Source organism: Amycolatopsis sp. NPDC004378 (genome assembly GCF_053602455.1).
The window spans coordinates 1-18,091 of record NZ_JBSGDR010000007.1; the positions used below are offsets into that span (position 1 = coordinate 1).

The 18,091-nt window shown below is 72.7% G+C and carries 18 protein-coding genes; 4 read left to right on the forward strand and 14 right to left on the reverse strand.

The window, feature by feature from the left end; translation table 11 throughout:
• The 6 genes from ACWEN0_RS21765 to ACWEN0_RS21790 all read right to left on the reverse strand — a co-directional run.
• The coding region (locus ACWEN0_RS21765) for a cyclic nucleotide-binding domain-containing protein (RefSeq protein ID WP_451976197.1) at window positions 1-738 on the reverse strand (738 nt) is incomplete at its 3' end.
• 28 nt (window positions 739-766) lie between these two features.
• Window positions 767-1,879 (reverse strand): family 2 encapsulin nanocompartment cargo protein terpene cyclase, encoded by a 1,113-nt coding sequence (locus ACWEN0_RS21770; RefSeq protein ID WP_451976200.1) that lies wholly within the window; start codon window positions 1,877-1,879, stop codon window positions 767-769.
• 26 nt (window positions 1,880-1,905) lie between these two features.
• Window positions 1,906-2,757: a geranyl diphosphate 2-C-methyltransferase gene (locus ACWEN0_RS21775; protein WP_451976203.1), complete on the reverse strand. Its 852-nt coding sequence runs from the start codon at window positions 2,755-2,757 to the stop codon at window positions 1,906-1,908.
• A gap of 244 nt (window positions 2,758-3,001) precedes the next feature.
• Window positions 3,002-5,002, reverse strand: coding sequence for a DNA ligase D (gene ligD, locus ACWEN0_RS21780; RefSeq protein ID WP_451976206.1), 2,001 nt, complete (start codon window positions 5,000-5,002; stop codon window positions 3,002-3,004).
• A gap of 53 nt (window positions 5,003-5,055) precedes the next feature.
• Window positions 5,056-6,585: an FUSC family protein gene (locus ACWEN0_RS21785; protein ID WP_451976208.1), complete on the reverse strand. Its 1,530-nt coding sequence runs from the start codon at window positions 6,583-6,585 to the stop codon at window positions 5,056-5,058.
• A gap of 115 nt (window positions 6,586-6,700) precedes the next feature.
• Window positions 6,701-7,258, reverse strand: a complete 558-nt coding sequence (locus ACWEN0_RS21790) for a TetR/AcrR family transcriptional regulator (RefSeq protein ID WP_451976211.1) — start codon at window positions 7,256-7,258, stop codon at window positions 6,701-6,703.
• Window positions 7,259-7,380: 122 nt separating this feature from the next.
• Between ACWEN0_RS21790 and ACWEN0_RS21795 the strand changes: the two genes are divergently transcribed.
• A complete protein-coding gene (locus ACWEN0_RS21795) occupies window positions 7,381-8,085 on the forward strand; it encodes an alpha/beta fold hydrolase (protein WP_451976214.1) in 705 nt (234 codons plus the stop codon).
• Window positions 8,086-8,110: 25 nt separating this feature from the next.
• Here the strand turns inward: ACWEN0_RS21795 and ACWEN0_RS21800 are convergent, their stop codons facing one another.
• Window positions 8,111-8,989: an RNA polymerase sigma-70 factor gene (locus ACWEN0_RS21800; protein WP_451976217.1), complete on the reverse strand. Its 879-nt coding sequence runs from the start codon at window positions 8,987-8,989 to the stop codon at window positions 8,111-8,113.
• A gap of 145 nt (window positions 8,990-9,134) precedes the next feature.
• Between ACWEN0_RS21800 and ACWEN0_RS21805 the strand changes: the two genes are divergently transcribed.
• Together ACWEN0_RS21805 and ACWEN0_RS21810 are read left to right on the forward strand one after the other, a co-directional pair.
• Window positions 9,135-9,608, forward strand: coding sequence for a carboxymuconolactone decarboxylase family protein (locus ACWEN0_RS21805; RefSeq protein WP_451976219.1), 474 nt, complete (start codon window positions 9,135-9,137; stop codon window positions 9,606-9,608).
• A 32-nt stretch (window positions 9,609-9,640) separates the two neighbouring features.
• Window positions 9,641-10,318 carry a class I SAM-dependent methyltransferase gene (locus tag ACWEN0_RS21810; protein WP_451976221.1) on the forward strand — a complete coding sequence of 226 codons (678 nt, stop codon included), beginning with the start codon at window positions 9,641-9,643 and terminating at the stop codon, window positions 10,316-10,318.
• On the opposite strand, the gene ACWEN0_RS21815 is transcribed toward ACWEN0_RS21810, so the two are convergent.
• Window positions 10,252-10,965: an HAD family hydrolase gene (locus ACWEN0_RS21815; RefSeq protein ID WP_451976224.1), complete on the reverse strand. Its 714-nt coding sequence runs from the start codon at window positions 10,963-10,965 to the stop codon at window positions 10,252-10,254. The genes ACWEN0_RS21810 and ACWEN0_RS21815 overlap by 67 nt on opposite strands.
• Before the next feature lie 88 nt (window positions 10,966-11,053).
• Between ACWEN0_RS21815 and ACWEN0_RS21820 the strand changes: the two genes are divergently transcribed.
• Complete coding sequence (locus ACWEN0_RS21820; protein WP_451976227.1) at window positions 11,054-11,791, forward strand: ATP-binding protein; 738 nt, start codon at window positions 11,054-11,056, stop codon at window positions 11,789-11,791.
• 4 nt (window positions 11,792-11,795) lie between these two features.
• Here the strand turns inward: ACWEN0_RS21820 and ACWEN0_RS21825 are convergent, their stop codons facing one another.
• The 6 genes from ACWEN0_RS21825 to ACWEN0_RS21850 are packed head-to-tail and all read right to left on the reverse strand — an operon-like array spanning window position 11,796 to window position 17,998.
• Window positions 11,796-12,017 (reverse strand): DUF2188 domain-containing protein, encoded by a 222-nt coding sequence (locus tag ACWEN0_RS21825; RefSeq protein WP_451976230.1) that lies wholly within the window; start codon window positions 12,015-12,017, stop codon window positions 11,796-11,798.
• Window positions 12,018-12,041: 24 nt separating this feature from the next.
• Window positions 12,042-12,920, reverse strand: a complete 879-nt coding sequence (couO, locus tag ACWEN0_RS21830) for a 4-hydroxyphenyl-beta-ketoacyl-CoA hydrolase (RefSeq protein WP_451976233.1) — start codon at window positions 12,918-12,920, stop codon at window positions 12,042-12,044.
• Window positions 12,921-12,931: 11 nt separating this feature from the next.
• Window positions 12,932-13,825: a 3-hydroxyacyl-CoA dehydrogenase NAD-binding domain-containing protein gene (locus tag ACWEN0_RS21835; protein WP_451976236.1), complete on the reverse strand. Its 894-nt coding sequence runs from the start codon at window positions 13,823-13,825 to the stop codon at window positions 12,932-12,934.
• Entirely contained in the window at window positions 13,822-15,696 is a 1,875-nt protein-coding gene (locus tag ACWEN0_RS21840; protein ID WP_451976239.1) for an acetoacetate--CoA ligase, read from the reverse strand. Before ACWEN0_RS21840 ends, ACWEN0_RS21835 begins: the two co-directional genes overlap by 4 nt.
• Window positions 15,693-16,457, reverse strand: a complete 765-nt coding sequence (locus ACWEN0_RS21845) for a crotonase/enoyl-CoA hydratase family protein (RefSeq protein WP_451976242.1) — start codon at window positions 16,455-16,457, stop codon at window positions 15,693-15,695. Before ACWEN0_RS21845 ends, ACWEN0_RS21840 begins: the two co-directional genes overlap by 4 nt.
• Complete coding sequence (locus tag ACWEN0_RS21850; RefSeq protein WP_451976245.1) at window positions 16,454-17,998, reverse strand: acyl-CoA synthetase; 1,545 nt, start codon at window positions 17,996-17,998, stop codon at window positions 16,454-16,456. Before ACWEN0_RS21850 ends, ACWEN0_RS21845 begins: the two co-directional genes overlap by 4 nt.
• Window positions 17,999-18,091: the final 93 nt, after the last annotated feature.

Sequence of the window (18,091 nt, forward strand, 5' to 3'; positions counted from 1 at the left end):
GTCGTAGTCGACGAAGGTGCCGGGCAGGACGGGTTCGCCGTCGTGGCCGGAGGCGAGGGAGATTTCGGCTTCGCCGTGGTCGTTGCTGGGCGTGGTGCCGTCGGCGAGGTAGGCCTGCAGGTGGGTTTGCAGTGATGCGGAGCGGGTCAGGACGTCGTCGAATGCGGTGCGGGGGAGGGTGAGGACGGTGCAGGTGGTGACGGCTTTGGCGGTGAATTCCCAGATTCCGTCTTGTGCGGTGAGGGAGGTTTCGCCGAAGTAGTCGCCGTCGGCGAGGGTGGCCAGGACGGTGTGGTCGCCGTAGGCGCCGGTGCCGATTTTGGTGATTTTGCCGTGGGCGATCAGGAACACCTGGTCGGCTGGGGATCCGAACTCGACCAGTGCGTCGCCGGGCTGGTATTCGTGCTGGCGGAAGCGGGTGGCGAGTTCGGTGAGGACGTCGTCGTCGGTGTAGCCGCGTAGGGGGGCGAGTTCGCCGAGTTCGGGTGGGATGACCCGGACTTCGGCGCCGGTGGTGGTGAAGGTGACCCGGCCGTCGCCGACGGCGTAGGAGAGGCGGCGGTTGACCCGGTAGGCGCCGCCGGAGACCTCCACCCAGGGCAGCAGCTTCAGCAGCCACCGTGAGGAGATCCCTTGCATCTGCGGGACCGACTTCGTTGTCGTGGCCAGCGTCCGGGCCGCGGCCCGGCCCAGGCTCAACGGCGCCTGCTCGGTCTCCACCGGGTCGGTGACAGTCACAGCGAGAACCACCCAATCAATTCGGAAGTCAGGATCGGTAACGGGGGTTGGTGGCGTGCCAGGTGAAGCCGCCACCCATCCACGAACGGACGCCCACGAGGAACCGCTGCAGCTCCGGGGACGGGACCGCCATCAGGTCCCGGTGGCCGTCTTCGAACTCGTGGACGATCTTGTTGTGCAGCTCGACGGTCGCCTCGACCGCCTCGTCGACCGAGCAGCCGCGGTCGGCGGCGATCTGCAGGACCATGTTGCAGACCGGCTTCTCGTCGGCGGCGTCCTTGGCCACCGAGTGGAGGTCGTTGACCAGCACCGACGCGGTCCCGGCCCGCATCATCGCCTCCCGCACGCGCGGGTCGTAGTAGAACGGCGCGGCCAGCTCGTAGCCGCCCACGGCGTCGACGAGGGCCATCGACGTGTAGAAGCTGTCGTGCTGGCGGGCGGCCAGGTACTCCCACGCCGGCGGGTAGCGGCCGGTGTGGCGCCATGCCGCGTAGGCGTCCCAGCTGACGAACATCGAGAACGTCGCGTAGCAGACGCGCTGCACCAGCACCGGCGAACCGTGCCGGCCCAGGTGCTCGATCGCCGAGTGCAGCCCGACGAGGATCGGGTCCGCCCGCAGCGCTTCCTCGAGCGGGGCCGAGAACTCCCCGGCCGGTGCCACCGGGTCCATCGCCGCCATGACGAGCGCCAGCCGCGGCGGGAGCTCGGTGGGCGCCGCGCCGAGCGTGCTGTCGTCGGCGTAGTAGTCGTCCGCGGCCCACCACACGGCGTTCAGCTGGGCTGCGACGAGCAGCCGGTCCGGGTCGTCGCAGTCGGCGTGGGCGAGCATCGCCAGCCGGCCGAACCCGGCGCCCGCGATCTGCTCCAGGCCTTCGCCGGCGAACCCGCAGTCGGCGGCCCACCCCGCCAGCCGCCGGTCGACCTCCTCGGCGAGGGAGCCGTCGACGCGGCCCACGACCGGGCAGTACAACGGCGACGCGCTGCCGTCCCCCCACGGCAGGTGGGCGTAGGCCGGGTCCTGCCCGGGTGCCGGCGCGAACTGCGTCGCGATCCGCGCCGCCGACGTGCCGAGGCCGAACGGACCCGCCAGCAGCGTGGCGGCACCCCCTGTCGTCCACTGTGGACACGCCGGTCCGGTCATGGTGCCTCCCCTCGTCACCGGCCGCCTCAGACGCGGTCGGCGGCGATGAGCAGGTAGTGGAAGCTGCCTTCGCGGTAGGCGGTCAGGAACGGCTTCTCGACCCCGGTGGCGACCGACGACCTCTCGCGCAGCTCCCAGTACGGGATCGTCGCCGCCGTCAGGTCGACCACGTTGATCGGGACGAACCCGTTGTCGGACAACGCCTTGAAGTAGTCGCCGCGGGCGTGGATGTTGCAGATGTAGTGCTGGTCGATCTGGCTCACCGCGCGCGACCGGCCGCCGGTGACGTCGTTGTAGCACCCGGTGATCGTCACGTACCGGCCACCCGGCTTGAGCTGCCGCGCGTGCTCGGCGAACAGCTCGTGCAGGTCGACGTACATGGTGCTCTCGTTGTTCCAGATCCCCTGGAACACCCCGGATTCGAAGCCGGTGCCGAGCATGTTGCGCAGGTGGTAGCGCACCGAGCCGTCGATCCCGCGTTCGCGCACGTGGTCGTTCGCGAACCCGACCTGCTGCTCGGAGATCGAGATCCCGTCGACCTGGCAGCCGAAGCGCTGGTGCGCCATCACGCTGGTGCCGCCGCGCCCGCAGCCGGCGTCGAGCAGCCGGTCGCTCGGCGCGACCGGGCCGAGGTGGTCCAGGAGGACGTCGGCCTGCGCGGTCTCGAGGCGGTGCATCTCGGCGATGATCGCCTCGTCGCGCTGCGCCTCGGGCGTTTCGAGGACCGCCGGGTCGTAGTCGCCGAGGCCGTAGTGGTGGTGGTAGAGACCGTCGACGTCGCCCAGCCGGAGGTTGACGGGGTCCTTTTCCGCGTTCCAGTAGTCGGCGACCGACTGCTGGTACGCGGTGCGGGCCACGGGCTGGTCGAGAGCCGTCATCGAGAATCTCCTCGCTCGTTTTCCTTATGGTGCAAGGAAACAGCCGGGTGCTCCGGCGTGCGTCTCCTCTCCCTCGACGCTAGCGAGGAACGAATCGGGGGGAAAGGAGCTTCACTCGCGCTGCGCGGGCGTGATCCGTCTGGCCCAGCGGCACGCCTGCGCGGGGTGGGTCGTCACCCCGCCGCGGGGCCTCTTTGGAGACCGCCGGAGACCCGTCCGGATGACGAGGGACGACCGTGGGTCGTCACGGGCGGGGGAGTGGCGCGCGGGTGCCGTCCAGACCGGCGAGCAGGTCACCGTGGTCGCCGACGCGGTCGAGCACCTCGTCCGCGGTGAACGTCAGGTGGTCGACGTGCCGGCAGGCGCGGACCTCGTCCCACGTGACGGGCGTCGAGACCGTCGGGTGGTCGCGGCCGCGCAGGGAGTACGGCGCGATCGTCGTCTTCGCCGGGTTGTTCTGGCTCCAGTCGATGAAGACGCGGCCCCCGCGCCGGGCCTTCGCCATCACGGCCGTCACCGACCGGGGTGTCTCCTCCGCCAGCCGCTGCGCGAGCTGCTTGGCGTACGCCGAAGGGGCCCCGGGGTCGTCGGTCTCGATGCCGCAGTAGAGCTGCATCCCTTTGGAACCCGAGGTTTTCGCGTACGGCGTCAGCCCGTCGGCGGTCAGGACGTCGTGGAGGCGTTCCGCGACGCGCGCGCAGTCCACGATCGAGGTGCCCGGCCCGGGGTCGAGGTCGAACACCAGGCGGTCGGGCGCCCGCCGCGTGGCGTCCGGCGTCACCGTCCACTGGGGAACGTGCAGTTCGAGCGCGGCCATGTTCGCCGACCAGACGAGCGCCGGGAGGTCGTCGAGGAGCGGGTAGTCGACGGTGCCGCCGCTGCCGCGCGTCCCGGTGCTGGGCAGCTGGACCGTGCGCAACCAGGGCGGCGCGCCGCGGGGGACGTTCTTCTCGAACCACTTCTCGCCGTCGACGCCGTCGGGGTAGCGGATGAACGTCACCGGCCGGTCGGCCAGGTGCGGCAGCAGGACGGGCGCGATCCGCGAGTAGTAGTTGATCACCTCGCCCTTGGTGAACCCGTCCGCCGGGTAGAGCACTTTGTCCAAATGGGACAGCGTGAGCTGCCGGTCGCCCGCCTGGACGGTGATCCGCTGCCCGGCCGGCGGAGGCGGCGGCGCGGCGGCTTCCGGTGGGGCGGGTTCCGGCGGGGCGGCGCGCGGGGCGAGGACGTCGTCGGGCTTCTTGTCGGCCCGCAGCCCGCGCCACGCGGTGTGGCGGACCCGCCCGGCCCGGGTGAACTGGCGGTAGACGATCTCGCCGACCAGCCGCGGCTCGACCCAGCGCGCGCGGACGGTGTCTTCACGCGGGGGAGCCGTCACGAACGGGTGGGAGGGGCGTTCCAGGTGCTGCAGCTGCGCCATCAGGTCGGCGCGGGTGGCCTGGCTGAAGCCGGTGCCGACGTCGCCGATGTAGACGAGGTCGCCGGTCCCGGGGTCGTGCGCGCCGAGCAGGAGACCGCCGAGGGTGCCGGCGAAGCTGCGCTGACCGGGCCGCCAGCCGCAGACGACGACCTCCTGCGTCCGGATCAGCGGGTGCTTGAGCCAGGAGTCCGGCCGCTGGCCGGGGACGTAGGCCGAGCTGCGCAGCTTCGCGACGACGCCCTCGTACCCGGCGGACGCGGCGTGGGCGAGGAAGTCGCCGGGGGTGCGGCGGTCGGCGGCGAGCTCGTCGAAGGTGACGGCGCGGACGACCGAGACGCGGTAGGGATCGGGCATCGGCAGGCCGGCCAGGAGTCTCCGGCGTTCGTCGTACGGCTCCTTGAGCAGATCGCGATCGCCGAGCCGGAGCAGGTCGAAGGCGAGGAACCGGACCGGGAGGTCGTCGAACGCCCGGCCTTTCGGCCCGCTCTGGTGCCGGACCCAGCGGCCGCGGCGCTCCTGCATGAGCTCGAAGTCGATCCGGCCGTCTTCGTCGTAGACGACGATCTCGCCGTCCAGGTAGGCCGCCCGGCCGTCGAGTGCGGGGGCGAGCACTCCGGCGAGCTCCGCGAATTCGGCGGTGAAGTCGATGTTGTTGCGGCTCGTGAGCACGGTCGTGCCGTCGGGGGCGATCCGCATGGCGGCGCGGTAGCCGTCCAGTTTGTACTCGTACGCCCATTCGGCGCCGCTGCGCAGGCGGCCGCCGTCGGCCTTGGCCAGCATCGGCTCGACCCACGCGGGGACGCCGGACGCATCGCGAGCTGCCATCCCCCGACGGTAACCCGTTCGGCCTAGCTTCGCTGGGTTTGCGCAGGTGACGGCTACCGGAACGCCTGCTCCCAGCGTTCTTCGAGCCGCTTGCCGGGCGGCGTGGCCCAGCAGGCCGCGAGCAGGTCGTAGCCGAGGTGGACCAGCTTCGCGTGGGCCGGCCAGTGCCGCCGGGTCCAGGCGAGGTCGTTGTGCGCCGACTCGGTCGCCGCGCGGGTCGCGCCCTCGAGCTCGAACTGGAGGTCGCGCCGCCGGGGCATCGACGGTGCTTCCCGGAGCAGGTTCCGGGCTGCGGCGCGGACGCGGGACCCGGTCCAGCGGAACGTCGTGCGGTGCGCGTTCGGGGCGAGCAGGTACTGGGAGAGCAGCGCGAGCGCGACCCCGATCGTCGTCTCGACCAGGCGGTCGCGGATCACCGGCCCGACCGCGCCGCTCGCCGCGGCGCCGCCGGCCAGCAGCGCGAGCGGCGTGATGAACACGACGGCCACGGCGTAGTTGCGCGGGACGAACAGCTCGATGCAGAACTGCAGCACCGCGATCGCGGCGACCAGCGCGAGCCCGGCGGGTTCGAGCACGGTCAGCCCGGCGAAGAGCGCGAGACCGACGACGGTCCCGGCGAAGCGCTGCAGGCCGCGCACGTTCGCGTGGACGCGGTCGGTGCCCTGCTGCAGGACAACGAGCGCGCTGAGGATCGCCCAGTGCGGCCGCGTCAGCCCGAGCGCGGCGCTGAGGCTCCCGGCGGCCACGCACGTCGCGCCGACGCGCACCGCCGTCACCATGGCGTGGGAGCGGAGGGACGCCGACCGCCGCAGCCGGTAGCCGACCCCGGGGCGCGGCAGGGGCGGCGGCCCGTCGGTTTCGGTGTGGGTGGCGTCCGCGAAGCGCCGGTGGGCGGCGATGAGCGTGGCCGCCAGTTCCGACTCTTCCCGGCCCGCGTCGTGGACGGCGTTCCAGGCGGCGGCGAGGGCCGCGCCCGCGGCGTGCCGGGGGCTTTCGCCGGCGAGGAACGCTTCCACGGCGTTCTGGGCCCGGTGGACGGCCACGCGTTCCGGCTTGCCGCGGTCGTGGAGGACACCGGCCATGGAGACCAGCGCCGAGGACGCGCCGCCGAGTGCCGTGCCGACGAGCAGCGGAACCGGATCGGCGCCCGCCTCGGTGGCGACGAGCGCGCCACCGCAGACGAGGGTGAAGAACAGCGCCCCGGGCGGCCCGAGGCGCAGGGCGTCGACGGTGTAGACGGCGGCGACCGCGACGGCGGTGACCGTGACGATGACGGCGGCTTTGGTCCCGGCGCCGCCGACGGCCGTGCCGAGACCCGCGGCGAGAAGCAGCGTGACGGCGGCGGTCAGGACGACGCGGGCACGCACGCGGTAGGGGCGGCCTTCGCCGTAGAGGACCGCGAAGGCGCCGAAGGTGACGAAGAGCGCGACGTCGGCGTGGCCGGCGAGGACGGTGACGCCGCCGGGAAGGGCGACGGCGGCCGCGGCGCGCAGCCCGGCACTCCACCGTCGTCCGGCGGCGGGCAGCGCGAAGAGCAACGCCCGTGGCCGGGCGACACGCGGCAGCGGCTCTTCGAACGGCACGACTGCCATTCCAGCACGCCCGCCGACGCCGGATTCGGTGGGGAAGCCGCCAAAGTGACCGGAGTCGCTCCGCGGATCGGTGCTGAGAACGTCTTTCACCGAACGGGTATCGGGCTCAGGCGGGGAAGAAGTCGTCCACCGCTCGGCGCAGGGTCGCGCGTACCGTTTCCGCGTCGTCCAGTTCGCCGCCGTGGAGGGCGCCGTCGCGGAGGAGGACCAGGACGCCCGCCGCGTGGTCCGGTTCCGGGTGGCCGAGGGCGGCCGCCTCCGTGCGGAGGACCTCGAAGAACCACTTGCGGTGGTCGTCGATGACCCGGCGGACGAGGTGGTCCGGGTCGGGGTACTCGGCCGCGGCGTTGAGGAACTGGCAGCCGCGGAAGTCTTCGCCGCACGTCGCGTCGCCGACCACCGCCAGCGCCGCGGCCAGGGCTTCGCGCGGGGGCTTGCCCTCCCGAGCGGCGTCGACGGCTACGCGGATCCGGTGGCTCGTCTCGGTCAGGTAGGCCGCGACCAGGTCGTCCTTGGTGGGGTAGTGCCGGTAGAACGTCGCCCGCGTCACGGCGGCCTCCGAGACCAGGCGTTCCACCCCGACCGCGTGGATGCCTTCGGCGTAGAACAGCCGTGACGCGGTCGCGAGCAGCCGGTCCTTCGGGTGCACGTCGGCAGTCGTCATCGCACCAGCCTAGAGAAAGACCGGTCGTTCTGACAGGTCGGGTTCGTCACATTGCCAAGCGCGGAAAGAACGGTCATTCTTTCACGCAGAAAGACTGATCGTTCTCTTCGAAGGAGCCAGCCATGAGCAAGCCCACCATCGTCCTGGTCCACGGCGCGTTCGCCGACTCGTCGAGCTGGACCGGCGTCATCGCGAAGCTGCAGGAGCAGGGCTTTCCGGTCGTCGCCGTGGCGAACCCGCTGCGCGGTGCCGAGTCCGATGCGGCGTACGTCGCCTCGGTGGTCAACGGCGTCTCCGGCCCGGTCGTCCTGGCCGGCCACTCCTACGGCGGCGCCCTGATCACCCGCGCCGCGACCGAGACGCCGAACGTGCGCGCGCTGGTCTACATCGCCGCCTTCCAGCCTGACGCGGGGGAGAGCGTCTTCGAGCTGTCCGGTCGCCACCCGGGTGCGAAGCTCGGCCCGGAGACCACGAACGTCCTGGTCCACGACGGCGCGCCCGAGCTGTCGATCAAGCCGGAGGACTTCTCCGAGGTCTTCGCGGGCGACGTCCCGGCCGAGACCGCCGCGGTCATGGCCGTCACGCAGCGGCCGGTCGCGCAGCAGGCCCTGGCCGCGCCGTTCGAGGGCACCCCGGCGTGGGCGAAGCTGCCCTCGTGGACCCTGATCGCCAACCAGGACAACGCGATCCCGGCGGCGGCCCAGGCGTTCATGGCCGAGCGGGCGGCCTCGACGGTCCGCCGGATCGACGCCTCGCACGCCGTGGCGGTCTCGCAGCCGGAAGCCGTGGCCGAGGTGATCGTCGCCGCGGCGACCGCGACCGAGTGACCCAGCGGGAGTGCGGCATGCACCATTAGCGCCGCAACGCCGTCGCTTCGTCCAAACGGGACAGTTTCGCCGGGTTGCGCACGGCGTACAGGCCCGTCACGAGCCCGTCGTCGACGCGGACGGCCAGCACGGTGTCGACCTCGCCCGCGCGGCGCAGGACCAGGGCCGGGTGACCGTTGACGAGGGCCGTCGTCAGGGAGCCGAGCGCGAAGTTGCCGACGCCGGCGGCGAGCAGGCGGGCCACCGCCTCGGCCCCGACGACCGGCTCGAGCACGGCCTGCACGACCCCGCCGCCGTCGCCCAGGAACACCACGTCCGGGGCGAGGACGTCGAGCAGGCGCCGCAGGTCTCCGGTTTCGACGGCGTGCCGGAACGCGTCGAGCGCGTCCCGCGACGCGGCGGGCGACACGGACCCGCGCGGCCGGCGCGCGGCGACGTGCGACCGGGCGCGGTGCGCGATCTGGCGCACCGCGGCCGCGTTCTTGCCGACGGCTTCGGCGATCTCGTCGTAGCCCAGGTCGAACACCTCGCGCAGCACGAACACCGCGCGCTCGGCCGGCGTCAGCGTCTCCAGCACCAGCAGCATCGCCATCGAGACGCTGTCGGCCAGCTCGACGTCCTCGGCGACGTCGGGCGTGGTCAGCAGCGGCTCGGGCAGCCACGGGCCGACGTAGGACTCCTTGCGCCGGGCACGGGTCCGCAGCCGCATCAGCGCGAGGCGCGTCGTGATCCGCACCAGGTACGCGCGTTCGTCACGCACCTCGGCGAGGTCCACGCCCACCCAGCGCAGCCAGGTCTCCTGCAGGACGTCCTCGGCGTCGGCGGCCGAGCCGAGCATCTGGTAGGCGACGGTGAACAGCAGGTTCCGGTGGGCGAGGAACGCCTCGGTCGCGGGGTCGGCCATGGTGGCTCCTCTGTCGGTATTCGCGGAGTTTCCCACCCGATGCCGGCTGCGGTCCTCCTGTGACAGTGACCGGCGTCACGGTCACGGGACGGGGGTGGTCCGGCATCTCCTGGTCGTCCGGTCCACGACCACGAGATGAGGAACCATGGAACCGCGGTTCACCTTGACCGACAACGAAATCGGCGCCAGGTTCGCCAAGCGCTTCGGCACCGCGAGCCTCGCGATCGTCCGGTCGCCGCTGCCGAAGGTCACGCAGGAGCTGGTGTCGCTGCGCGTCAGCCAGATCAACGGCTGCGGCTGGTGCGTCGACATCCACACCAAGGAGCTCGCCGCCGCCGGCGAGCCCGCCGTGCGGATCAACCTGGTGGCCGCCTGGCGCGAGGCCACGGTCTTCACCGAGGCCGAGCAGGCCGCGCTGGCGCTGGCCGAGGAGGGCACCCGGATCGCCGACGCGAGCCCGGGCGTCTCCGACGAGACCTGGGCGGCGGTGCGCAAGCACTACGACGACGACCGGACCGCGGCCCTGGTCGCGCTGGTCGCCCAGATGAACTCGGCGAACCGGCTCGCGGTGATCCTGCACCAGCGGGGCGGGGCGTACGAGCCGGGCATGTTCGGCTGAGGTTCCCGCCCGGTCCGTGGTTCCCTGGGGAGATGACGAAGGCGGAGCGTTGGACCCGGTACTGGGACCGCAAGTCGGCGACCTACGACCGCGAGATGGGCGTCTGGGACCGCCGCCTCTTCGGCGACTCGCGGGCGTGGGCGTGCGGCCAGGCGTCCGGCGACGTGCTGGAGGTCGCCGTCGGGACCGGGCTCAACCTGCCGTGCTACCCCGGCGGCGTCACGCTCACCGGGCTCGACCTCAGCGCCGGGATGCTCGAGCTCGCCCGCGAGCGGGCTCGGGCACTCGGGCGCGAGGTGACCCTGCGCCAGGGCAGCGCGCACGACCTCCCGTTCGAGCCGGCGTCGTTCGACACGGTGGTGTGCACGTTCGGCCTCTGCGCGATCCCCGACCCGGCGACGGCGGTGGCCGAGATGGCCCGGGTCCTGCGCCCGGCCGGCCGGCTGATCCTGGTCGACCACGTGGCGAGCTCGGTGTGGCCGGTCCGCGGCATGCAGTGGCTGGTGGAGCTGGCGAGCGTCCCGCTGGCGGGCGAGCACTTCCGCCGTCGCCCGCTGAAGCTGGTGGAGGCGCTGGGGCTGCCGGTGGAACGGCGGGAGCGCTTCAAAGCCGGCCTGGTCGAGCGGCTGGTGGCCGCGGCAGGTCAGCTGAACAGGCTCGCCAGCGGGCTGTTCTCGAGGTCCGCGAGCAAAGCCGCGACGTCGTCGTAGACCGCGACCGCACCGGCCTCCGTCAGCTCCGCCGCGCTCACGCCGCCCGACAGGACGCCGATCGTGCGCACCCCGGCCTTCGTCGCCGCCTGGACGTCCCAGACCGCGTCGCCGACGAAGATCGTGTCCTGCGGGGCCGTGCCCGCTTTGTCCAGCGCCACCCGCACCGGCTCCGGATCCGGCTTCGTCGCCTCGACGTCGTGGCCCGCGACGATGTCCTTGACCACGTCGTCGACGTCGAGGACGCGGCGCAGCACGTCCAGCTCGTCCGGCCCGGCCGACGTCGCCAGGACCACGCGCACGCCCTTGGCGGCCAGCGCCCGCACCAGCTCGGACGCCTGGCCGAACGGCCGCAGCAGCTCGGCGGTCTCCAGGTAGAAGCGGCTGTGCAGCTCCTTGGCCTCGTCGCCGACGCGCTCGGCGTCCGCCTCCCCCAGCAGGGTGCTCAGCAGCTTGCCCGCGCCCTTGCCGATCGCCCGGTGCACGCGCCACGAGTCGACGCCGCGGCCGAGCTCGTGGAACGCCCGCCGCCAGGCGTGGACGTGCAGGTAGTTGGAGTCGACGAGCGTGCCGTCGACGTCGAACAGGACCGCGGTCGCGATGGTGGCCTCCCGGTGTGGATTCCCCGCGCGGGTTCCCCGGATCACGCGCGGGCAACCATCGCGTTCCGGCCGTTTGACCGCTTCGTGACCGGATACCCGATCAGGGTAGCTCGCTCGCCAGGAGGTGATCCCGGTGCTCGCCCGGCACAACTCGGTCTGGCTGGTTCCCCCGCACGGCGCGACCGAGACGGTCGCGGCCGTCGGCACGCTCGACCGGACGACGTACCCGTCCCTCCGGGACGGCCTGCTCGCGTTCGCCGCGGACGGCGTGGACGAACTGCTCGTCGACATCGAGCGCCTCGCCCTGCGGGACCACTCACTGGTCACGGTGTTTTTCCTGGTCGCCCTGCGGGTCGAGGAGTGGCCGGCGGTCCCCTTCGCGCTCGTCACCGGCCGGCCGGAGCAGCGCGCGGTGCTGGCCGCGAGCCCGGCGGGCCGCCGCGTGCCGGTGTACGCCGACGTCGCCATGGCCGAGCGCGCGTTCGACCACCCGGCCCGGCTGCGGGCTTGTCGCGTCCTGGACCGGTCGTCACGCACCTCCGCGCGGGCCCGCGACTTCGTCCGGGGGACGTGCGCCGAGTGGCGGGTGGCCGGACTGACCGAGGACGCCGTGCTGGTCGCGACGGAGTTCGTCGAGAACACCTTGCGGCACACGGTTTCGGCGCCGCGGCTGCGGCTGGAGCTGCGCCGCCGGGTGCTGGCCGTCGAGGTGACCGACGAGAGCGCGGCGCCCGCCGTGGTGCGGGAAGGGCTGGACCGCGTCCGGACGGGACTCGGGCTGCGGCTGGTCGCCGGTGTCGCGAAGACGTGGGGCAGCAGCCCGTCCCGCGGCGGGGGCAAGACCGTGTGGGCGCTGCTGCCGAGGGCCTGAGGCTCTACTGTGGACGCTTGGCTCGCGGCCGGAAGTCACGCTCGGTCTCGACGTCGCCGTCCGCCGTGTGCACCACGTGCCCGACTCGCCGCTTCCTCGCGATCTGCCGTCCGGACAGGACGGCGTCCGTGCGGCGCAGGGACGTGTTGGACGCGCGGGCCCCGCCTTCGACGCGGTTCTTCCACAGCCCGTCCTCGAAGTAGGTGTGCACGTCGCCTTCGGCCATGCGGCTCGGATGCCCGCGCAGCGATCAGGCAAACGTTCGGCCCAGGCCGAGCACCCGAATGGCGTTGTCCTTGAGGATCAGCGGCCGGACCTCGTCCTTGAGCTCGAGCCGGGCGAAGTCGGCGAGCCACCGGTCCGGCGTGATCACCGGGAAGTCCGAACCGAACAGGACCTTGTGCTTGAGCAGGGAGTCGGCCGCGCGGACGAGCTGGGGCGGGAAGTACTTCGGCGACCAGCCGGACAGGTCGATGTAGACGTTCGCCTTGTGCGTCGCCACCGAGATCGCCTCGTCCTGCCACGGTACCGACGGGTGCGCCAGGATGATCGTCAGCGCCGGGAAGTCCGCGGCGACGTCGTCGAGCAGCATCGGGTTCGAGTAGCGCAGCTTGATGCCGTGCCCGCCCGGCAGGCCGGCGCCGATACCCGTCTGGCCGGTGTGGAACAGTGCCGGCACCCCCAGCTCCTGGATCGCCTCGTACAGCGGGTAGTACCGGACGTCGTTGGGCTCGAACGCCTGCAGGCTCGGGTGGAACTTGAAGCCGCGGACGCCGTGCTCGGTGACCAGCCGCCGCGCGCGGTGCACCGCGGCCTTGCCGGCGTGCGGGTCGACCGAGCCGAACGGGATGAGCACGTCGGCGTGCTCGGCGGCGGCGTCGGCGATCTCCTCGCTCGACAGGGCGGGGTGCCCGGTCGCGGCCGGGGCTTCCACCGTGAAGACGACGGCGGCCATGTTCCGGGCCCGGTAGTGCTCGGCGATCGACGCCACCGTCGGCGTCCGGTCCTGGCCGGCGTGGAAGTACTTCTCCGACGCGTCCAGCAGCTCCTGGTCGAGGGCGAAACAGCCGTGCCCGTCCTGTTCGACGTGCGTATGGACGTCGATGGCGGTCAGTGCGGAAAGGTCCACGAGAACTCCAGTCAGGGCAGGTCGGGCTGGGCGGCCTTGGCGGCCAGCAAGCGGTGCAGGACGGCGTCGCGCGCGGCGACGAGGGTCTGGTCGTCGGTGCCGGCCAGCTCGGCGTCGACCCCGGCGACGAGCGTCTCGGCCAGCTCCGGGGTGAGGTGGACGCGGCCGAGGTCGCGCCACCACTCTTCGGTCGGCGGCCCGAGGTGCGCGAGGACGTGCGCGAGGCCGCCCGCGCCGCCGGAGAGGTGCTGGTTGAGGAACGGGCCGAGCACCGCCCAGCGCAGGCCGGGGCCGTACGAGATGGCGGTGTCGATGTCGGCGACCGTCGCGATCCCGCGCTCCACCAGCGAGTACGCCTCCTGCCACAGCGCGGCCTGCAGCCGGTTCGCGACGTGCCCGGGCACTTCCCGCGTCAGCCGGATCGGCCGCTTCCCGACCGAGGCGTAGAACGCCACGGCCCGGTCGACGACCTCGGGCGCGGTGTCGCGGCCGGGCACGACCTCGACGAGCGGGATCAGGTGCGGCGGGTTGAACGGGTGCCCGACCACCACGCGTTCGGGGTGCTCCGGGCAGCCGCGCGCGATGGCGCTGGGCAGGAGCCCGGACGAACTGCTCGCCAGGATCACGTCCGGCCGCGCGGCTTCGTCGAGCACCCGGAACACCGCGTGCTTGACGTCTTCGCGCTCGGGTCCGTTCTCCTGCACGAAGTCCGCGAGCGAGGCCGCTTCGCCGGCGTCGGCGACGAAGCGCAGCCGATCCGTCGACGTCCCTTCGAGCGCGCTTCGCAGCCGCTCCTCGGCGCCGGGCGCCGGGTCGGTGGCGACGACGTCGAATCCGTGGGCGAGGAAGAGCGCGGCCCAGCTCGCGCCGATCACGCCGGTGCCGACGACCGCGACGGTGCTCATGCGCGCGCCCCGAAGGCGTCCAGCGCGGTGGGATCGGCCAGGACGTCCTTCCCGACGACGTCCTCGGGCCGCGCGCCGAGCAGGAGCTTCTTCACGGGCACCTCCAGCTTCTTCCCGGTGCGGTTGCGGGGGATCACCGGGACGGCGGTGATCACGTCCGGCACGTGCCGCGGCGACAGCGCGCTCTTCAACGCCTTCGCGATCTTCTCGCGCAGCGGGGCGTCCAAGGTGCCTTCCCGCAGCACGACGTAGAGCCGAAGATCGCCGTTGCCGCCCGCCGGGTCTTCGAGGTGCACGACGAGGGAGTCGTCGACCTCCGGCAGCTCCTCGACCACGGCGTAGAACTCGGCGGTGCCGAGCCGGACGCCGCCGCGGTTGAGCGTCGCGTCCGAACGGCCGGCGATCACGCAGCTGCCCTCGGGTGAGAACCGGATCCAGTCGCCGTGGCGCCAGACGCCGGGGTAGGTGCCGAAGTACGTCTCGCGGTAGCGCTCGCCGGTGTCGTCGCCCCAGAACCCGACCGGCATGGACGGCATCGGCGCGGTGATCACCAGCTCGCCCAGCTCGCCGACCACCGGTGTGCCGTGCTCGTCGAACGCCTTCGCGTCGACCCCGAGGCACGGCCCGGAGATCTCGCCGGCGACTACGGGCTGCAGCGGGCCGCCCTGGACGATCCCGGTGCAGACGTCGGTGCCGCCGCTGCCGACGTTGAGCAGCACGTCGGGGCCGAAGACGTCCCGCACCCAGTGGTAGCCCTCGGCCGGCAGCGGGCTGCCCGCCGCGCCGAGCTGCCGCAGCGCGCTCAGGTCGTACTCCCCGGCGGGGTCGAGGCCCGCCTTGCGGCACGCCATCAGGAAACCCGGGCTCACGCCCATCAGCGTCGCGCGGGTTTCGGCGGCCAGCCGCCACTGCCACGCCAGGTCCGGGTGCAGCGGGTTGCCGTCGACGAGCACGATCGACGCGCCGGTGAGCAGCCCCGAGACGAGCGCGTTCCACATCATCCAGGCGGTCGTGGAGAACCACAGCATCCGGTCGCCGGGGCGCAGGTCCCAGCTGAGGCCGTGGTTCTTCAGGTGCTCCAGCAGGATCCCGCCGTGGCCGTGCACGATCGCCTTCGGCTTGCCGGTGGTGCCGGAGGAGAACAGCACGCACAGCGGGTGCGCGAAGCCGACGGGCTCGAACCCGGGATCGCTTTCGGCGAGCAGGTCGCTCCAGGTGCCGGGCAGGTCGTGGTCGCCGTAGGGGACGTGGACGACGTGCTCGACGGTCGGCAGGCCGGCCCGGATCTCGGCGACCTCGGCCCGGCGGTCGACGTCCTTGGCGCCGTAGCGGTAGCCGGACACGGTCAGCAGGACCCGCGGCTCGATCTGGCCGAACCGGTCGACCACCGAACGGGCGCCGAATTCCGGCGCGCAGGACGCCCAGATCGCGCCGAGGCTCGCGACCGCGAGGTAGGCGACCACGGCTTCGGGGATGTTCGGCAGGTACGCCACGACGCGGTCGCCGCGGCCGACCCCGAGCCGGCGCAGCCCGGCGCGGACCCGGGCGACCTGGTCCCGCAGCTCGCCCCACGTCAGCTCGGTGCGCTCGCGCGTTTGCGAGTAGGAGATGACCGCGACGTCGTCCGACGGGCCGCCGAGCGCGTGTTCGGCGTAGTTGAGGGTCGCGCCGGGGAACCACTCGGTGCCCGGCATCCGCGGGTCGGGCACGACCGCGCGGGCGGGGGAGTGGAAGCGCACCCCGTAGAAGTCCTTGACCGACGACCAGAAGCCGTCGAGATCGGTCACCGACCAGCGGTGCAGCGCGGCGTAGCCGTCGAACTCGTGGCCCCGGGCGGCGAGCCAGTCCAGGTACCGGCCGATCCCGGTCATCGGCCGACCTTCCCGGCGCGCTTGTCCAGGAACGCCCGCATCCGGTCCTTGGCCTCGGCGCTGCCGCTCGCGACGGCGGCCATCAGCGACTCCATCAGGTAGCCCTCGGCCGGGTTGGCCTCGGCGATGCGGGGGAGCGCCTGCAGCACGGCGAAGTTCGTGATCGGCGAGTTCGCGGCGATCTTGCGGGCCAGCTCCAGCGCCAGCTCGAGGCCGTTTTCGGTGCGGTAGTGCGACAACCCGGCGGCGTGGCCCTCGTCGGCGTCGAGGACGCGGCCGGTGAGCATCATGTCGGCCATCCGGTGCGCGCCGATCAGCCGCGGCACCCGCACCGACGCGCCGCCGCCGACGAACAGGCCGCGCTGGCCCTCCGGCAGCGCGTAGAACGCCGAGGACTCGGCGACGCGGATGTGCGCCGCGGCCGCGAGCTCCAGGCCGCCGCCGACCACCGCGCCCTTGAGCACGGCGACCACCGGGACGCGCCCGCGTTCGAGCCGCTCGAACGCGCGGTGCCACATCATCGAGTGCTCCAGGCCTTCGAACGCGTCCCGCTCGGTCAGCTCGGCGAGGTCGAGACCGGCCGAGAAGTGCTCGCCGACGGCGTCGAGCACGACCGCCTTGACCTCGCGCGGCGGCGCGCCGAAGAACGCCTCGAGGCCGAGCACGGTGGCGTCGTCGAGGGCGTTGCGCTTCTCGGGCCGCGCCAGCCGCAGCACGGCGATCTCGCCGTGCTGCTCCAGACAGAGGGAAGAGGGGATCATGCGGGTCCGTTCGTGAAGGTCGCGGCGGCTCGCGCGCGGAGCTCGACGCGGCGGATCTTGCCGGTGGCGTTGACGGGCAGGGCTTCGAGGAACTGCACGTGCTTCGGCACCTTGTAGCGCGCGAGGTGCTGTTCGAGGTGGGCGCGGAAGGCGGCTTCGTCCAGGCGCGCGCCCGGCCGCCGGACCACGAAGGCCACGCCGGTCTCACCCCAGCGCTCGTCGGCGACGCCGACCACGGCGCAGGCGTCGACGTCGTCGAGCCGGACGGCGACCGCTTCGATCTCGGCGGGGTAGACGTTCTCGCCGCCGGAGATGATCAGGTCCTTGACCCGGTCGACGACGTGGGCCCAGCCGTCGGCTTCGACGCGGACGACGTCGCCGGTGCGGAACCAGTCGTCGACGAAGCTCGCCGCCGACTCCTCGGGCCGGTGCCAGTAGCCGCCGAAGACGTGCGGGCCGCGCACGAGCAGCTCCGCGGGCGTCTCACCGAGCGCCTCGGGGGTGAGGCCGGGACCGAGCCCGGCGACGTCGGTGAAGAAGTGCGGCACGCCCGCGGCGACGGGGTGGTCGAGGGTGCCTTCGTGGGTGGCCATCGAGACGCCCGGCGAGGCTTCGGTCATGCCGTAGCCCTGAAGGAGCTTCACGCCGCGGTCGAGCCACGCGCGGGCCACGCGCTCGGCCACCGGGGATCCGCCGTAGAGCACGCACGTCAGCGAACTCAGGTCCGTGCGGTCCCACGCCTCGTGGCGGCACAGCATGTCGAGCATCGTCGGCACGGCCGAGAAGCTCGTGATCCCGGCGTCGCCGATCCGGCCGAGGATCGTGCCGGGGTCGAACTTCGCGACCGGTTCGACGCTGCCGCCCTTGAACAGCGTCGGCAGCGTGATCTGGCCCAGCCCGACGCAGTGGAACAGCGGCGCGATGCACAGCGCCTTGTCGGTGCCCAGCACGTCGAGGTGGGCCAGCTGGTTGACGGTGTTCCAGGTGAGGTTCCCGTGGGTGAGGACCGCCGCCTTCGGCCGGCCGGTGGTGCCGGAGGTGTAGAGCAGCAGGCACGGGTCGTCGAGCCGGACTTCGGCGGCGGGCGGGTCGCCGGCGATCGCTTCGTAGTCGAGCCCGCCGGCCGGGCACGACGCCGGGTGCGTCGCGACGACGTGCCGCAACGTCGCGGGCAGCGGCCCGGTCAGCAGCTCGTCGGTGTCCGGGCTGTGCACGAGCACGGAAGCGCCGCTGTCGTCGAGCATGTAGCGGATTTCCGCGGCGGACAGGCGGTAGTTGAGGGGGACGAAGAGCGCGCCGCAGCGAGCGGTGGCGAAGAGGGTTTCGAACACGGTGACGTCGTTGACACCGAGGTAGGCGACGCGGTCACCCGGCCGCACGCCGAGCCCGGCCAGCGCGCCGGCCATCCGTTCGACGCGGCCGGCCAGCTCCGCGTAGGTGAGCGAACGGCCGGCCTGCACGAGCGCGGTGCGGCCGGGGGAGATCCGCGCACGGCGGGCAGGCCAGCTGCCGAGGCCGAAGTCGGCCGGGGGGCGGGGCACGCCGACACCTCCTTATATCAGGAACCCTGAGACGTCATCGAGCATGAAGGTCACCCGCACGGGCTGTCAAGTGCGGGCGCCCGCGGACGTGGT

Excerpts from the sequence above, each read along its gene's own strand:
- ACWEN0_RS21770 (WP_451976200.1), bottom strand. The coding sequence starts at position 1,879 with ATGACCGGACCGGCGTGTCCACAGTGGACGACAGGGGGTGCCGCCACG.
- ACWEN0_RS21775 (WP_451976203.1), bottom strand. The coding sequence starts at position 2,757 with ATGACGGCTCTCGACCAGCCCGTGGCCCGCACCGCGTACCAGCAGTCG.
- ligD (WP_451976206.1), bottom strand. The coding sequence starts at position 5,002 with ATGGCAGCTCGCGATGCGTCCGGCGTCCCCGCGTGGGTCGAGCCGATG.
- ACWEN0_RS21790 (WP_451976211.1), bottom strand. The coding sequence starts at position 7,258 with ATGACGACTGCCGACGTGCACCCGAAGGACCGGCTGCTCGCGACCGCG.
- ACWEN0_RS21795 (WP_451976214.1), top strand. The coding sequence starts at position 7,381 with ATGAGCAAGCCCACCATCGTCCTGGTCCACGGCGCGTTCGCCGACTCG.
- ACWEN0_RS21800 (WP_451976217.1), bottom strand. The coding sequence starts at position 8,989 with ATGGCCGACCCCGCGACCGAGGCGTTCCTCGCCCACCGGAACCTGCTG.
- ACWEN0_RS21805 (WP_451976219.1), top strand. The coding sequence starts at position 9,135 with ATGGAACCGCGGTTCACCTTGACCGACAACGAAATCGGCGCCAGGTTC.
- ACWEN0_RS21810 (WP_451976221.1), top strand. The coding sequence starts at position 9,641 with ATGACGAAGGCGGAGCGTTGGACCCGGTACTGGGACCGCAAGTCGGCG.
- ACWEN0_RS21825 (WP_451976230.1), bottom strand. The coding sequence starts at position 12,017 with ATGGCCGAAGGCGACGTGCACACCTACTTCGAGGACGGGCTGTGGAAG.
- ACWEN0_RS21835 (WP_451976236.1), bottom strand. The coding sequence starts at position 13,825 with ATGAGCACCGTCGCGGTCGTCGGCACCGGCGTGATCGGCGCGAGCTGG.
- ACWEN0_RS21840 (WP_451976239.1), bottom strand. The coding sequence starts at position 15,696 with ATGACCGGGATCGGCCGGTACCTGGACTGGCTCGCCGCCCGGGGCCAC.
- ACWEN0_RS21845 (WP_451976242.1), bottom strand. The coding sequence starts at position 16,457 with ATGATCCCCTCTTCCCTCTGTCTGGAGCAGCACGGCGAGATCGCCGTG.